Raw genomic sequence first — 14,985 nt, forward strand, 5'->3', positions numbered from 1 at the left:
CTCGACAGAGGAGCGCCGTCGCCTTAATCCGAATTCAATCGAACGATTAAATGCGGAGAAGGACATGGCAGGGGCGCTCGAAGGGCTGACGGTACTTGAATTCGCAGGGATCGGCCCCGGGCCGTTCGCCTGCATGATGCTTGCCGACCATGGTGCGCGCGTCATCCGTATCGACCGACCGGCCAAAGGCGACCGGGTTGGTGACAGCGGCAACCGCGACATCCTCAACCGAAATCGCGAACGGATCGAGCTCGATCTCAAGGACCCTGCCGCGATCGCCCGGATCCGCGAACTGGTGAAGGACGCCGATGCGATTGTCGAAGGCTATCGCCCCGGCGTGATGGAGCGGCTCGGTCTGGGGCCGGACGTACTGCTCGCCGACAATCCCAGGCTCGTCTACGGGCGCATGACCGGGTGGGGGCAGGAGGGGCCGATGGCTCCGCTTGCCGGGCATGACATCAATTACATTGCACTGGCCGGTGCCCTTCACAGCTTTGGGCAGGCGGGTGGAAAGCCACAAGTCCCGGTCAACCTAGTCGGAGACTTCGGCGGGGGCGGGATGCTCATGGCATTTGGCGTGATGGCGGCGGTGTTCTCGGCGCAGCGGACCGGAAAGGGCCAGGTCGTTGACTGCGCAATGGTGGATGGCGCGGCGATCCTTTCGGCGATGACCTACACTTTCCTCGGCCTTGGCCGCTGGAAGGACGAGCGCGGCGTCAACCTTCTGGATGGCGGTGCGCACTTCTATGACACCTATGAAACCAGCGACGGCAAGTGGATTTCGATCGGTTCGATCGAGCCGCAGTTCTACGCGCTGCTCCTGGAAAAGACCGGTTTGAAGGATGATCCCGCCTTTGCTCCGCAGATGGACCCACGCGTCTGGCCGGACCTGAAGGCGCGGCTGACCACCTTGTTCCTGACCAAGACCCGCGACGAATGGTGCGCGATCATGGACGGCACCGACATCTGCTTTGCGCCGGTGCTGAGCCTGCGCGAGGCGCCAAGGCATCCTCACAACACGGCGCGTGAAACCTTCGTTGAAGATGATGGGATGATCATGCCGGCGCCCGCGCCGCGCTTCGTTGGCACGCCCGCGCCCAAGCCATCGCTGGCCGGGCGCAGCGAGAGCTGAGGTTTCAGTCTGCCCGGACGGCGGCGTCGATCTCGCTGTCCGGGTACTTGCGCTTGTGGCGGACCGACCACCAAAGCGACAGTCCGATCAGCGCAGCGCCGATCAGGCCGGTGACGGTTTCGGGGATGTGGAACTTTGCCGACAGCAGCATGATCGCGCCAAGCGCGATGATGGCCCAGAACGCGCCATGCTCAAGGTAGCGGTATTCCGAGAGCGTGCCCTTCTTTACCAGCATGATCGTCATCGAACGGACGAACATCGCGCCGATCGACAGGCCAAGGGCGATGATCACCATGTTGTTGGACAGGGCAAATGCGCCAATCACGCCGTCGAAGCTGAATGAAGCGTCAAGCACGTTGAGGTAGAGGAAGCCGCCAAGGCCCGAGCGCACCACCACGCCTGCAGCCTTCTGTGCCTCGTCGCGCATCTCCAGAATCGTCCCCAGCGCTTCGACGGCGATAAAGGTGACCAGGCCAAGCACGCCCGAGACAATGAATGTCAGCGCTTCTGCATCCGACAGCAGCAACGATATGCCGTAGAGGCCAAGCAGCAGCACGGCGATTTCGGCTGCCTTGACGTTGGATACGACGGCCAGCTTTTCCTCGACCCAGCGGATCCAGTGAACTTCCTTTTCGCCGTCGAAGAAGAAGGACAGGCCCACCATTGCCAGGAACGCGCCGCCAAAGCCGGCGATGCCGACATGAGCGCTGCTGACGATCTCTTCGTAGCGCTTGGGATCGTTCAAGGAGAGGTTCAACGCCTCTACCGGCCCCAACCCCGCTGCAATCGCCACGATGGCCAGCGGAAAGACAATGCGCATGCCGAATACGGCAATGATCATGCCCCAGGTCAGGAAGCGCTTCTGCCAGATTTCGTCCATTTCCTCGAGCACGGCCGCATTGACCACCGCGTTGTCGAACGACAGCGAGATTTCGAGAATGGAAAGGACGAACACGATCCAGAGCAGTGACATGGTGCCACTGGCAGTGCCGGTCTGCATCCAGCCGTAGGCAACGGCCAGTGCCAGGCAGACCAGCGTAAAAAGGATCGAACCCTTGTAGAAGCGGAGCAAACGGAATTCCCTTGTTGGCGTGCCGTGCGTGTCGTGGCGCGTTACTTTGGCTGATAGGTCTGTTCAATACCGGGGAACGCACGAGAGCGCACTTCGGCAGCATAAGTGGCGGCAGCGCCGGAAATCGTGTCCGCAATGTTCTCGTAGATCTTCACGAAACGCGGCACACGCTCGAACATGCCGAGCATGTCCTCCGTCACCAGCACCTGCCCGTCGCACTGCGCCGATGCGCCGATGCCGATGGTGGGGCAGGGCACTGCTTGCGTGATGGCGATGGCGATGGGCTCCACTACCCCCTCGATCACGATGGCAAAGGCGCCGGCATCGGCCAGCGACTGCGCATCGCCGACAATCTTGGCAGCCTCGGCCTCGCTGCGGCCGCGCGCGTTGTAGCCGCCGAGCACGTTCACCGCTTGCGGAGTGAGGCCGACGTGGCCCATCACCGGAATGCCGCGCCGGGTGAGGAAAGCGACGGTTTCGGCCATCGCCTCGCCGCCTTCGAGCTTGACCGCTGCGCAGCCTGTTTCCTTGAGCAGGCGCGAGGCGCTCTCGAATGCCTGCTGCGGCGAGGCTTCGTAGGAGCCGAACGGCATGTCGACCACGACGGCGGCATGGTACGACCCGCGCACCACCGCCGCGCCATGCGCTGCCATCATGTCGAGCGTGACCGGCACGGAGGAGGGCAGGCCATAGATCACCTGACCCAGCGAATCCCCCACCAGCAGCAGGTCGCAATGGGCGTCGAGCAACTGCGCCTGCCGCGCGGTATAGGCGGTGAGCATCACCACCGGTTCCTGTGTCACGCCGTCCTTCTTGCGCTGGCGGATCGCCGGGATCGTCAGCCGCTTCATCGGTGCGGGCGTCGGGTTCGCGCGGCTGGTGGCGGTGTCGAGCTGGAAGGTCGTGGACATCGTTGCGCATCCTCTGAAGCGGGCAGACGCTTCTACTTGCTTGTCGAAAACCCGCAAGATGGCCCGATATTTGACAACCCTTTGATGCAAGTCTGGGGAAAAATGGCTTGCGCGTTAGGCCGTTCCCGCTAGCGTTGCGGCGCATAACCTGGTTTCCGGCGCAACCGTTTTGGTTTCAGGTGCCGGACCAAGGCGGGAGAATTTCATGTTCGGTCGCGTCAAACCGCTCGACGCCATTCTAGCAACTGCTGAAAAGAAATCGTTGCATCGCTCGCTGGGCCCGGTCCAGCTCACCCTGCTCGGCGTCGGCGCCATCATCGGCACCGGCATCTTCGTGCTTACGGCCGAAGCTGCGCAGAAGGCCGGGCCGGGCATGATCTGGAGCTTCATCATCGCCGGTTTTGTCTGCGCGGTGGCGGCACTGTGCTATTCGGAACTGGCATCGATGGTGCCTGTTTCGGGGTCAGCTTATACGTACACTTATGCCGTGATGGGTGAATTGCTGGCATGGATGGTCGGCTGGGCGCTGATCCTCGAATATGCGGTGGCAGCTTCAGCGGTCTGCGTGGGCTGGTCGGGCTATTTCGTCGGACTCTTGCGAGATTACATAGGGTTGGAGATACCAGCGACGCTGGCCAACGGTCCTTTCGCGGGCGGCGTGGTCAACCTGCCGGCGCTGGTTATCGGCCTGCTCGTTACCTGGCTGCTGATGATCGGCACCTCGGAAAGCGCCAAGGTCAACGCGGTGCTTGTTGCGATCAAGGTCGGCGCGCTGACCCTGTTCGTGTTCGCCACGTTCAAGTACCTGAACAACGGCCCGAACTTCACTCCATTCACGCCTAACGGCTGGGGCATCATCGGCGTTGGCGGTGCAGCGGCTTCGATCTTCTTCGCCTATGTCGGCTTTGATGCGGTCTCGACCGCGGCCGAGGAAACCAAGAACCCGCAGCGCAACGTGCCGATCGGGCTGATCGGCAGCCTTGCGATCTGTACGGTGTTCTACATCCTCGTCGCAGGCGGCGCGATTGGCTCGATCGGTGCGCAGCCCGTTTCAGGTCCTGCCGGTGAAGTCCTCGCTCCGGGCTCCAAGGCTCTGGCAGACCAGTGTGCGTCGCTCGCCGCGCTCGGCAAGGAGCCTCTGGCTTGCTCGAAGGAAGCCCTGGCCCACGTTCTCAAGGAGATCGGCTGGACCAAGCTTGGCGGTGTGATCGGCCTTGCTGCCGGTCTTGCCCTGCCGTCGGTCATCCTGATGATGCTGTTCGGTCAGACTCGCATCTTCTTCGTGATGGCGCGCGATGGTCTGCTGCCGGAAAAGCTCGCCACGATTCACCCCAAGTGGAAGACGCCGCACATCGTTACCGGCATTACCGGCGTGTTTGTCGCTGCAGCGGCTGCGTTTCTGCCGGTGGGCAAGCTGGCCGACATCTCGAACTCGGGTACGCTGTTCGCGTTCTTCATGGTGGCCATCGCGGTGCTGGTGCTTCGCCGGACCGAGCCGAACCGTCATCGTCCATTCCGCACGCCGCTGATCTGGCTGACGGCGCCGCTCGCCATTGTCGGGACTTTCGCGCTCTACCTGCTGCTGCCGTTCGACGCCAAGATGGTGCTGCCCGTGTGGGGTGCGCTGGGCCTGCTGATCTACTTCGGCTACAGCCGCAGCCGCAGCCATGTCGGCCGTGGCCTCGTGGAAGTGCATGAGGAAGACGCTGACGCGCCGCCGCAGCCGGTGCCGCCGATCAGCTGATCGGTTGCAAGGGTTGAATAAGAAGGGCCGCTCCTTTCGGGGCGGCCCTTTTCGTTTGGTTGGCGGGTGACAGTGCTTACAGCTTGGTGTCGGTGTAGCCGCCCTTGACGTCGTTGGTGACGTCCATACCCAGCGCCATCTTGGCCGTGCCGATCAGGCCGAGTTCACCCGCCCAGATCGAGGCATCGCCGAGGTTCATGCGCAAGAACAGCAGGTTGGGCGAATCCGGCCCGCCCGGAAACCAGGCTTCCACGAAGTTGTTCCAGTGCTCTTCCAGCACCGCGCGATCGGTTTCCTCGACCAGCACGCCATGGAAGCGGGCAAACACATCGTGCCCCTTGGAAGAGAACGTCGCGGTGGCTCCGCCCATCTTGGCAAAGCGGTTGTCACGGCTGGTGAAGAACCAGATCGCGCTGTTGGCGTCCTTGTCGAGCTGCGCGGTCATCGGCGCGGCCGAATCCGGATCATTGTCGAGCTGGAGCATGACGTAGGGCGATGAAGACATCGCCTTCCAGAATTTTTCGCGTAGCTCTTCGGGATTGCCCTGATCGTACTTCATTGCTCGAATGTCCTTTGCTTGTCGGCAGTTGCCTGATGAACGGGACGGAGCGGGTGAAGTTCCCCCCAGGTTTTTCCCCAAGGCTGTGCACATAAGGGAAACGACAGACGGATTGCGCGTTCCCTGAAATGGAACATAATAAGAACAAAGGAACGAATCGCATGATCGAACACGCCCCTATCCGTGATCCTGTCGCCTTGGCTCCAGGCCTTGCGCGCGGTATCGGCACCTCCGCCCGCACGCCCCGCTGGCAGCCGGGGCTGGCCCTCGATTGCGCTCATGCCGAGTTGTTCGCACCTGCGCGCGACGCCTGCGGAGCGGGAATGGCGCTGGCGCTGGCCCGCGATGCCTTGCGCCAGCAGCAAGTCGCAGAATTGCCCGATCGTCGCCCGTTCCTATGGGTGCAGGACAAGGCGGCACTGCGTCTTTCCGGCCGGCCTTACTTGCCAGGCCTGCCAGCCGACTTGCGCCATCGCCTCATCCACGTTGCCGCCGCCACGCCCGAAGATGCGCTGTTCGCGCTGGAAGAGGGATTGCGCTGTCGTGACATGGCTTTCGTGATGGGCGAGATCGGCGGCAATCCTCGCGCGCTCGATTTCACCGCCTCGCGCCGTCTCAGCCTTGCTGCAGAAAAGCACGGCGTGCCGTTGTGGCTCGTGCGGCTCGATGCCCGGCGCGATCTCGGCGCGGCGCGCATGCGCTGGGAGGTGGGACCCGCACCTTCACCCCGGCCGCGCTGGAATGCCCACGCCCCGGGCACGGCCACCTGGCGGGCCGATCTGTTTCGCGCCCATACCTTCCACCCCGGACAATGGACCTTGCGCGATGACGACGCTCTCCTCGTCGCCGAACCTGCTCTCCCAGAATCCCGGACGCCGGATCATGGCGATCTGGTGCACGGATCTGGCGATCGATCGCTGGCGACTGGTTGAAGGCCTGAAGTACGGGGAAGGGCTCGACGCCGCCCCGCTCGCGCTGATCGAGGACACCGCCCACGGCCCGCGCATTGTCGCCGCCAACGCTGCGGCCCGCGCGGCGGGGGCTGCGCCGTCGATGCGCCTCACCGATGCGCGCACGCTTTGCCCCGCGCTTGTCGTGCGCCCTGCCGATGCTGCGGGCGACCTTGCGTTCCTTGAGAACCTTGCCCTGTGGGCACAACGCTGGGGCCCTTGGAGCGCGCTCGATCCACCCGATGGACTGCTGGTGGATACCAGCGGCGTGGCGCACCTGTTCGGCGGCGAGCAAGCCCTGATCGCTGATGCGCTGGCCCTGCTGAACAAGCGTGGCTTGACGGCACGCGCTGCGCTTGCACCCACGGCAGGCGCGGCCTGGGCACTCGCCCGCCATGGACCGACAGCTGCAGTCCAGCCTGCGGAAGCGGACCCGCGCACCTTTCTCGCCGATCTCCCCGTCGCCGCGCTGCGTCTCGACGCCGATGTGATCCTGCTGCTGTGCCGCCTCGGCCTCAAGCGATTGGGCCAGATCGAAGGGCTGACGCGCGAGAACCTGGCGCGCCGCTTCCGCAATCATCGCTCGGCCGCCGCCAATCCGCTGCTGCGGCTCGACCAGATCTTCGGCCTGCGGCCCGAACCGCTGCTGCCCGTCGTGGGCGTGCCTGCCCCGCTGGTCCAGCGCCGACTGATGGAGCCGATCCGCCACCGCCCCCTTCTCGATCGCGTGGTCGAGGACCTCGCCGCCGACATGGCGCGCCTGCTCGAAGGGCTGGGGCAGGGGGCACGTCGCCTTGAGCTGGGGATGTGGAAGGTCGATGGCGAGGTGATTGTGCGGCGGCTCGAGATGGCTGCCGCCTCCCGCGATCCGGTCCATATCTGCCGTCTCTTTGCCGCACGGCTCGATGATCTCGATGCGGGGTTTGGCATAGAACTTGTGCGCCTGCGCGTGCCGTGGGCGGAACCCTTGCACCTGTCGCAGGCCGATCTCGACGCCGCGGCCGAGCGTCATGGGACCAGTCTGGCCGCCTGTATCGATCGCCTGACCGTGCGCCTTGGGCCAGAAGCGGTACAGCGTCCGGTCGCTCACGCCAGTCATCTGCCCGAACGCGCCCAACGCTGGCAGCCACCGCTGGCGGATATGCCCTCTTCACAGGAAGAATTGCGTTTCCATCACAGACCACTGAAACTTCTCGATAAACCGGAGTCTGTCGCGGTCATCTATGAAACCCCGGACGGCCTGCCACGTCAGTTCCAATGGCGCGGCCAGTTGCACAAGGTCGCCCGAGCCGAAGGGCCAGAGCGCATTGCCCCGGAATGGTGGCGCGAACGCTCCACCGTGCGCCTTCGCGATTATTACCGGATCGAGGACGAGACCGGTCGCCGCTACTGGATCTACCGCCACGGCGTGATCGGGGACGGGCGCGGTGGAGCCCCTGAATGGTTCATCCAGGGGCTCTTTGCCTGAAGCATCAGATCGATGGCGCTACAATGGTCTGTGCGGTCAGCGTGTCGATCACTTCCTGCGGCATCGTTTCGGCGGGACGGCCCGAGACAAAATCGAGCAGGTCCTTGGTCAGCCGCTCGGTCTGCGTTGCGAACACCCCGTGCGGCTCGCCATCGTACTCGATCAGCGTTGCGTGCGGCACGGCTCTGGCCACGGCGCGCCCGGTTGCCTCGATCGGCACAGTCGCATCGGAGGTGCCGTGGATTACCAAAGTCGGCACGCGGAACGAGGGCATGTCCCCGCGGAAATCGGTAGTGGCAAAAGCCTTCGCTGAGAGCAGCGTCGGCCTCAGGCCCGCCTGCATCGCTGTTGCCCAGGACAGCTTCAGCGTCTCGTCGCTCACCGGCCTGCTCAGCATCCCCACGCCATAAAAGTCGCGGAAGAAGCCGGTGAAGAACCTGGCCCGGTCCTCCAGCATGCCGCCGGTCATTTCATCGAACGTCGACTGCGGAACGCCGTCGGGATTGTCGTCGGTCTTGAGCATGTATGGCACGACTGATGACACCAGCGCCACCCGCGAAACCCCGCGACCGCTATGGCGCGACATGTAGCGCGCGATCTCGCCGCCGCCCATCGAGAAGCCGACCAAAGCCACGTTATCGCCCACACCCATTGCCGCCATGACGTCAGCCAGATCGTCGGCAAAGGTATCGTAATCATAGCCGCCCGAAGGCTGGTCCGAACGTCCGAAGCCGCGCCGGTCATAGGCAATTGCGCGGAAGCCCGCATCGGCCAGCGCATTGCTCACCGGGTCCCAACTGTCGCCGGAAAGCGGCCAGCCGTGGATCAGCACCACCGGCGGCCCATCACCCCACGACTTGGCATAAAGGCGGGTCCCGTCGCGGGTCTCGATCATCGGCATCAAATTGTCTCCTCAGGCCCCGCCCGTGTGGTGCCTGAACGGCTCGTCCCGTTTCGCGTTCCTTCCCTCGGCCTGTCCACAGGTACGGGCTGGCGCAGGATGCTGAAAGAACATATAAGGAACGAATGCCGCAACTTACCGTTCTCGAACGCCTCGAAATCCTGGCCGATGCTGCCAAGTACGATGCCTCCTGCGCTTCGTCGGGTACTACCAAGCGCAACAGCAAGGGCGGGCCAAATGGACCAGGGCGCGGCATCGGGTCGACCGAGGGCATGGGTATCTGCCATGCCTATGCGCCCGATGGCCGCTGCATCTCGCTGCTCAAGATCCTGCTGACCAACCACTGCGTGTTCGATTGCCACTACTGCGTGAACCGCAAGAGCTCGAACACTCGCCGTGCGCGCTTTACTCCGCAGGAAGTGGTGGACCTGACGCTGTCGTTCTACCGCCGAAACTATATCGAGGGGCTGTTCCTCTCCTCCGGCATCGTCAAAAGCTCCAGCCACACGATGGAGCAGTTGATAGAAGTCGCCCGTATCCTGCGGGAAGAACACGATTTTCGGGGGTACATCCACCTCAAGACAATCCCCGAGGCCGATCCCGAACTGGTTGCCCAGGCCGGGCTCTATGCCGATCGCGTCTCGATCAACGTCGAATTGCCCACGGTGGCCGGCCTCACTCGCCTTGCGCCCGACAAGTCCGCGCCGCAGATCGAAGGAGCGATGGGGTCGCTGAAAGAAGCGATTGTCGAGGCTAAGGACGCCCGCAAGCGCTTCCGCCATGCGCCGAAGTTTGCTCCCGCCGGCCAGTCCACCCAGATGATCGTCGGCGCCGATGCTGCGACCGATGCCGATATCGTCGGTCGCGCCAGCACGCTTTACGACCGCTTTCGCCTGCGCCGCGTCTATTACTCAGCCTTCAGCCCGATCCCCGATGCCAGCGCGGTCCTGCCGCTGAAGCGTCCGCCCTTGATGCGCGAACATCGGCTCTACCAGTCCGACTGGCTGATGCGCTTCTATGGCTTTGCCCCGCACGAGGTGCAGCAGGCAACCGGCAACGATGGCATGCTCCCGCTCGATATCGACCCCAAGCTCGCCTGGGCCCTGCGCTTTCGCGGGGACTTTCCGGTCGACGTCAACCGTGCCCCGCGCGAAAAGCTGTTGCGCGTGCCGGGGCTGGGGGTGAAGGCCGTCAACGCCCTGGTCGCCGCCCGCCGCCAACGCCGCCTGCGCCTGGCCGACGTTGGCAAACTGACCGTCTCTGTTGCCAAGGTGCGCCCGTTCATCGTCACCGAGGACTGGCGCCCCATACTTTTGACCGACCGGGCCGATCTGCAAAGCCTTCTGGCCCCCGCCGTCAAGCCCACCCAGATGGAACTCTTCGCATGAAGCCGTTCCGTGACATGCGCCTGGCCGAAGCGTTCCGCATCCAGCTTGCCGCGCCGGACGATTTCGAGGGGTGGCGTGATGCCGCGCGCCGCATGGTCCGCGCCGATGTGCCGCCAGACCGGGTCACCTGGGAATCCCCTGCCGATCAGGGCGCGGACCTGTTCGCGCATGGTGACCGCCGCCTGCCATCGCCGCCTGACGATGCCCCACAGCCCCGCGTTTCGCGAGACTTCTTGCAGCTTGCACAAAGCGTGATCCTTCATTCTGATTCTACGCGCTTTTCATTGCTCTATCGCACGTTGTGGCGTCTGCAGTCACGCCCCCGCCTGATGGAGGACAAGGCCGATCCCGACGTACGCGCCATGGAAGACCTCGCCCGGCAGGTCCGGCGGGACATTCACAAGATGCGCGCTTTCGTCCGCTTTCGCAGCGTGGAGAACGAAGAAGGCGAGCACTACGTCGCCTGGTTCGAGCCCGAGCACCATATCCTGCGCGCCAACGCCGGGTTTTTCGTGCGTCGCTTCACCACCATGCGCTGGTCGATTCTCACCCCGCGCGGGACCCTGCATTGGGATGGCGAGGCGCTGCAGGAAGGCCCGCCGGCCACCCGTGCAGATGCTCCTTCGGGCGATCCGGTCGAGGCGCTGTGGCGCAAGTATTATGCGTCGATCTTCAATCCCGCGCGTTTGAAGGTCGGGGCCATGCTCAAAGAAATGCCCCGCAAGTACTGGAAGAACATGCCCGAAGCGGCGCTCATCCCCGAGTTGATCGCAGGCGCACAGGCACGCGAGGCGCAGATGGTGAAGGCGGGCGAACAGGACTTCGGCGAACGGCCGCAAAGCCTTGGCGCGATTGGCGAGGCAATCCTCGGCTGCCGCCGTTGCGAGATCGGCTGCAACGGTACCCGTGCCGTCATGGGCGAAGGGCCTGCATCCGCCGCCTTGATGATCGTGGGCGAGCAGCCGGGCGATACCGAGGAGGAGCAGGGCCGTCCGTTCGTCGGCCCGGCCGGTCGCTTGCTGCGCTCGCATCTCGAAGAAGCGGGTATTTCGGACGAACGCACCTACGTGACCAACGCGGTCAAGCACTTCAAGTTCGTTCCCCGTGGCAAGCGCCGTCTCCACCAGAATCCCACCGCCAAGGAAATTGATATCTGCCGCTGGTGGCTTGATGGCGAACGCGCGCTGGTCCAGCCCCGGCTCATCCTCGCCTTGGGCGCAAGCGCGGCACGCAGCCTTCTGGGCAAGACGGTCAGCGTGCAAAAGGTGCGGGGCGAGCCACATTTGCTCGACGATGGCAGCGAACTGTGGATCACCACGCATCCCAGCTATCTGCTGCGTCTGCAAGATCACGGTCGCGCCGAGGAAGAAGACAAGTTTGCGAATGATTTACGCCGGGTAGCGGATAGACTTTCGGAACTTTCTGGCGCAGTCTGATGCCCGAACCTGCGCTGACGCCGCCGCGGCGCCATGTCGCGCCATTCGAAGGTCCGCCACATTCACCGGCGGCCTTTGTCGAACTGGGGCTGGCAACCTGCTTCTCGTTCCTGCGCGGTGCCTCGGACGCCCAGGATCTGGTCAGGACGGCACGCGAACTGGGCTACGATGCGCTGGGCATTGCCGATGCCAACACCCTGGCCGGTATTGTACGTCTGCACACCGAAGCCGATGGGGCGGGCATGCGTCCCGTTATCGGCTGCAGGATCGAAACCGTCGAGGGCCTGGCCTTTCTGGCCTATCCGCAGGACCGCGCCGCGTACGGTAGGCTGTGCCGCCTCATTTCGGCTGGGCGAATGCGCACGCTCACTGGAGAGTGGCAGGCCAAGGGCATCTGTGAGATCGATTTACCCATGCTGGCTGCCCATGCCGAGGGCATTCACCTGATCCTCGTTCCCCCAGCTGATCTGGATCAGATGTTTACGGCGGAAAGCGAAAGCAATGTCTATGCTTTTCCAAGTGGGGAATCCCCAGTTCTTCCACCGATTACGAACAGCCTTTCCCTGTCTTTTCCCGAGCTTCTCCTCAAGCTTGTCCACAGCCTGCCGACCATGCGCCATCTGGCCGCGAGCTACCTTTACGTCGGCGATGACATTGCCCGGATCGAACGGCTGAACGGTCTAGCTCGGAGCAATGGCCTTGGCCTGCTGGCTACCAACGAAGTGCTCTACGCGACGCCAGACCGCCGTCCGCTTCAGGACGTGATGACGGCAATCCGTCACAAGACCACCGTGGCCAAGGCCGGGCATTTGCTCGAACCCAATGCCGAACGGCATCTGAAATCCCCTGAAGAGATGGTCCGTCTGTTCGAGCGCTGGCCCCAGGCAATCAGTGCCACGCGCGAAGTGGCGGACTCCTGTCAGTTCAGCCTCAAGGAGCTAAGCTACGAATACCCTGAAGAAATCTGCCCCGAAGGCCACGATCCGCAATCCTGGCTCGAAATGCAGACGTGGGAAGGTGCACGGGGGCGCTATCCGGATGGCGTGCCGGAGAGCGTTGCCGATACTCTGCGCCGGGAACTCGACCTGATCGGCAAGCTGAACCTTGCAACCTACTTCCTGACCATCAAGGATATTGTTGATTTCGCACGTAATTGCGATCCTCCGATCCTGTGCCAAGGGCGTGGCTCAGCTGCCAATTCCGCGGTCTGCTTTTGCCTCGGGATAACCGCCGTTGATCCCGCCAAGCACGCACTGCTGTTCGATCGCTTCATCTCGGAGGAGCGCAAGGAGCCGCCCGACATCGACGTCGACTTCGAGCATGAACGGCGTGAGGAGGTCATTCAGTATATCTACCGCCGTTTTGGCCGTGCCCGTGCAGGGCTTTGCGCCACGGTCATCCACTACCGCCCGCGCATGGCGATCCGCGAAGTGGGCAAGGCCATGGGCCTGTCCGAAGACGTGACCGGCGCGCTCGCTCGCACCGTCTGGGGTAGTTGGGGCACCGAGGTGGGGGAGAAGAACGTCAACGAAAGCGGGTTGGACGGCACCGATCCTTACCTCAGGCGTGTTATCGCAATTGCCCAGCAAATGATTGGAATGCCGCGCCATCTTTCCCAGCACGTTGGCGGTTTCATTCTCACTCAAGGGCCGCTGACCGAAACCGTGCCGATCGGCAACGGCGCGATGGCCGATCGCAGCTTCATCGAATGGGACAAGGATGACATCGACGCGCTCGGCATCCTCAAGGTCGATGTGCTGGCGCTCGGAATGCTCACCTGCATCCGCAAGTGCCTTGATCTGCTGGGCTCGCACCACGGCCGCGAACTGACGCTGGCCACGGTCCCGCGCGAGGACCCGGCGGTCTACGACATGCTGTGCAAGGGCGATTCTCTCGGCGTGTTCCAGGTGGAAAGCCGCGCGCAGATGAACATGCTGCCGCGCCTGCGCCCCCGCCAGTTCTACGATCTGGTGATTCAGGTCGCCATCGTGCGTCCCGGCCCGATCCAGGGCGATATGGTCCACCCCTATCTCAAGCGCAGGCGGGGTGAGGAGGGGGTAGAGATCCCTGCGCCCGGACCCGAACATGGCCCCGCCGATGAGCTGAGCTCGATCCTCAACCGCACGCTGGGCGTGCCGATCTTTCAGGAGCAGGCGATGAAGATCGCGCTCGATGCGGCGCGGTTTTCCAGCCTCGAAGCCAATCGCCTGCGCAAGGCCATGGCCACGTTCCGCTCCCGCGGGATGGTGCACGAACTTGAGGACATGATGGTCGGCCGCATGGTCAAGCGCGGCTACGATCCGGATTTCGCCGAACGCTGTTTCAACCAGATCAAGGGTTTCGGCGAATACGGCTTTCCCGAAAGCCATGCCGCCAGCTTCGCCCACCTCGTCTATGTCTCGTCATGGCTGAAGTGCCACTATCCGGCGGCTTTCGCCTGCGCCTTGCTCAATTCGCAGCCGATGGGCTTCTATGCCCCTGCGCAGATCGTCGGCGATGCGGCGCGGCACGGCGTGCCGGTGCTGCCGGTCGATGTGAACCATTCGGACTGGGATTGCACGCTGGAGCAGGGCGGAGGCGCGCTCCGGCTTGGCCTCAGGCAGATCGATGGCTTTCCCGAACATGCGGCTGCCATGCTTGTTGCGGCGAGAGGCGAGGGTGGTGTCTTTACCGATGCCGCCAGCCTGAAGGAACGGGCAGGGCTGTCTCCGGCACTGGTCGAGCGGCTTGCCGCAGCCGATGCGCTCGGCTCGCTTGGTCTCTCGCGCAGGCAGGCGCTGTGGGATGCCCGCAGCCTTGTCGCGCCCAGGGAACTGCCGCTGTTTGCCGCCATGACGTCACGCTCGGAAGGCGAGGAGCGCAGTCGTGCCGTCCTGCCGATGATGCCGCTGTCGGAGGAGGTCGTGGCCGATTATCAGACGCATCGCCTGTCGCTGAAGGCCCATCCGTTGGCGTTTTTGCGGCCGATGCTGGGCGAACGCGGCTTTGTCCGGGCGGCAGACCTCAGGAGCCACAAGTATCGCGCCACGGTGCAGGTTGCCGGCGTGGTGCTGGTGCGTCAGCGCCCCGGCAGCGCCAAGGGTGTCTGTTTCATCACGCTCGAGGACGAGACTGGCGTGGTCAATCTGGTGATCTGGCCCGACCTGATGGAGAAGCAGCGCAAGATCATCATGGGCGCACGGCTGATGGAGGTGCGCGGGCGTGTCGAATACGACGACGAGGTCATCCATGTCATCGCCATGCACCTGACCGATGCCAGTGCGAGTCTGGATGCGCTGTCCGATGCCGACCGGCTTATGCCGCCGATTGCGCGGGCGGACGAGTGCAACAGGCCGATCCCCGAACGCGCCGGTCCCGGTGCCCGGACACACCCGCGTGACGTGAGGATCATCCCCAAGTCACGCGATTTTCATTAGGCCTCAAG

The 14,985-nt window shown here is 63.7% G+C and carries 11 protein-coding genes; 7 read left to right on the forward strand and 4 right to left on the reverse strand.

What is annotated here, in order from left to right; genetic code table 11:
* Positions 1 to 64 precede the first annotated feature (64 nt).
* Positions 65 to 1,132: a CaiB/BaiF CoA transferase family protein gene (locus ACZ1JY_RS02680; RefSeq protein WP_465130272.1), complete on the forward strand. Its 1,068-nt coding sequence runs from the start codon at positions 65 to 67 to the stop codon at positions 1,130 to 1,132.
* Positions 1,133 to 1,136: 4 nt separating this feature from the next.
* Here the strand turns inward: ACZ1JY_RS02680 and ACZ1JY_RS02685 are convergent, their stop codons facing one another.
* Both ACZ1JY_RS02685 and panB read right to left on the reverse strand, forming a co-directional pair.
* Positions 1,137 to 2,204, reverse strand: coding sequence for a DUF475 domain-containing protein (locus tag ACZ1JY_RS02685; RefSeq protein WP_168903301.1), 1,068 nt, complete (start codon positions 2,202 to 2,204; stop codon positions 1,137 to 1,139).
* A 41-nt stretch (positions 2,205 to 2,245) separates the two neighbouring features.
* Complete coding sequence (gene panB / locus ACZ1JY_RS02690; RefSeq protein ID WP_465130273.1) at positions 2,246 to 3,115, reverse strand: 3-methyl-2-oxobutanoate hydroxymethyltransferase; 870 nt, start codon at positions 3,113 to 3,115, stop codon at positions 2,246 to 2,248.
* A 205-nt stretch (positions 3,116 to 3,320) separates the two neighbouring features.
* On the opposite strand from panB, the gene ACZ1JY_RS02695 reads away from it, so the two are divergent.
* The gene (locus ACZ1JY_RS02695; RefSeq protein ID WP_118073934.1) at positions 3,321 to 4,859 is read left to right on the forward strand and encodes an amino acid permease; all 1,539 of its coding nucleotides are present in this window, start codon (positions 3,321 to 3,323) and stop codon (positions 4,857 to 4,859) included.
* A gap of 76 nt (positions 4,860 to 4,935) precedes the next feature.
* Here the strand turns inward: ACZ1JY_RS02695 and ACZ1JY_RS02700 are convergent, their stop codons facing one another.
* Positions 4,936 to 5,418 (reverse strand): pyridoxamine 5'-phosphate oxidase family protein, encoded by a 483-nt coding sequence (locus ACZ1JY_RS02700; protein WP_118073933.1) that lies wholly within the window; start codon positions 5,416 to 5,418, stop codon positions 4,936 to 4,938.
* Between the two features lie 161 nt (positions 5,419 to 5,579).
* Between ACZ1JY_RS02700 and ACZ1JY_RS02705 the strand changes: the two genes are divergently transcribed.
* Both ACZ1JY_RS02705 and ACZ1JY_RS02710 read left to right on the forward strand, forming a co-directional pair.
* The gene (locus ACZ1JY_RS02705) at positions 5,580 to 6,350 is read left to right on the forward strand and encodes a hypothetical protein (RefSeq protein WP_240344658.1); all 771 of its coding nucleotides are present in this window, start codon (positions 5,580 to 5,582) and stop codon (positions 6,348 to 6,350) included.
* The gene (locus ACZ1JY_RS02710; RefSeq protein ID WP_465130274.1) at positions 6,244 to 7,836 is read left to right on the forward strand and encodes a DUF6504 family protein; all 1,593 of its coding nucleotides are present in this window, start codon (positions 6,244 to 6,246) and stop codon (positions 7,834 to 7,836) included. Before ACZ1JY_RS02705 ends, ACZ1JY_RS02710 begins: the two co-directional genes overlap by 107 nt.
* 4 nt (positions 7,837 to 7,840) lie before the next feature.
* On the opposite strand, the gene ACZ1JY_RS02715 is transcribed toward ACZ1JY_RS02710, so the two are convergent.
* The gene (locus ACZ1JY_RS02715) at positions 7,841 to 8,737 is read right to left on the reverse strand and encodes an alpha/beta fold hydrolase (protein WP_465130275.1); all 897 of its coding nucleotides are present in this window, start codon (positions 8,735 to 8,737) and stop codon (positions 7,841 to 7,843) included.
* A 125-nt stretch (positions 8,738 to 8,862) separates the two neighbouring features.
* Here ACZ1JY_RS02715 and ACZ1JY_RS02720 point away from each other — a divergent pair, with 125 nt between their 5' ends.
* From ACZ1JY_RS02720 to ACZ1JY_RS02730, 3 genes are read left to right on the forward strand one after another with little or no spacing between them, the layout of a single operon-like run.
* Entirely contained in the window at positions 8,863 to 10,125 is a 1,263-nt protein-coding gene (locus ACZ1JY_RS02720; protein WP_465130276.1) for a putative DNA modification/repair radical SAM protein, read from the forward strand.
* Positions 10,122 to 11,561, forward strand: coding sequence for a UdgX family uracil-DNA binding protein (locus ACZ1JY_RS02725; RefSeq protein ID WP_465130277.1), 1,440 nt, complete (start codon positions 10,122 to 10,124; stop codon positions 11,559 to 11,561). Before ACZ1JY_RS02720 ends, ACZ1JY_RS02725 begins: the two co-directional genes overlap by 4 nt.
* Positions 11,561 to 14,977, forward strand: a complete 3,417-nt coding sequence (locus ACZ1JY_RS02730; RefSeq protein WP_465130278.1) for an error-prone DNA polymerase — start codon at positions 11,561 to 11,563, stop codon at positions 14,975 to 14,977. Before ACZ1JY_RS02725 ends, ACZ1JY_RS02730 begins: the two co-directional genes overlap by 1 nt.
* The last annotated feature ends 8 nt before the right edge of the window (positions 14,978 to 14,985 follow it).

It is taken from the genome of Novosphingobium sp. BL-A-41-Hi4B-X5A (assembly GCF_055521705.1).

What these genes read in the sequence shown, in the direction of transcription:
- ACZ1JY_RS02720 (WP_465130276.1), top strand. Translation starts at nt 8,863, where the DNA reads ATGCCGCAACTTACCGTTCTCGAACGCCTCGAAATCCTGGCCGATGCT.
- ACZ1JY_RS02680 (WP_465130272.1), top strand. Translation starts at nt 65, where the DNA reads ATGGCAGGGGCGCTCGAAGGGCTGACGGTACTTGAATTCGCAGGGATC.
- ACZ1JY_RS02695 (WP_118073934.1), top strand. Translation starts at nt 3,321, where the DNA reads ATGTTCGGTCGCGTCAAACCGCTCGACGCCATTCTAGCAACTGCTGAA.
- ACZ1JY_RS02730 (WP_465130278.1), top strand. Translation starts at nt 11,561, where the DNA reads ATGCCCGAACCTGCGCTGACGCCGCCGCGGCGCCATGTCGCGCCATTC.
- panB (WP_465130273.1), bottom strand. Translation starts at nt 3,115, where the DNA reads ATGTCCACGACCTTCCAGCTCGACACCGCCACCAGCCGCGCGAACCCG.
- ACZ1JY_RS02710 (WP_465130274.1), top strand. Translation starts at nt 6,244, where the DNA reads ATGACGACGCTCTCCTCGTCGCCGAACCTGCTCTCCCAGAATCCCGGA.
- ACZ1JY_RS02705 (WP_240344658.1), top strand. Translation starts at nt 5,580, where the DNA reads ATGATCGAACACGCCCCTATCCGTGATCCTGTCGCCTTGGCTCCAGGC.
- ACZ1JY_RS02700 (WP_118073933.1), bottom strand. Translation starts at nt 5,418, where the DNA reads ATGAAGTACGATCAGGGCAATCCCGAAGAGCTACGCGAAAAATTCTGG.
- ACZ1JY_RS02725 (WP_465130277.1), top strand. Translation starts at nt 10,122, where the DNA reads ATGAAGCCGTTCCGTGACATGCGCCTGGCCGAAGCGTTCCGCATCCAG.
- ACZ1JY_RS02715 (WP_465130275.1), bottom strand. Translation starts at nt 8,737, where the DNA reads ATGCCGATGATCGAGACCCGCGACGGGACCCGCCTTTATGCCAAGTCG.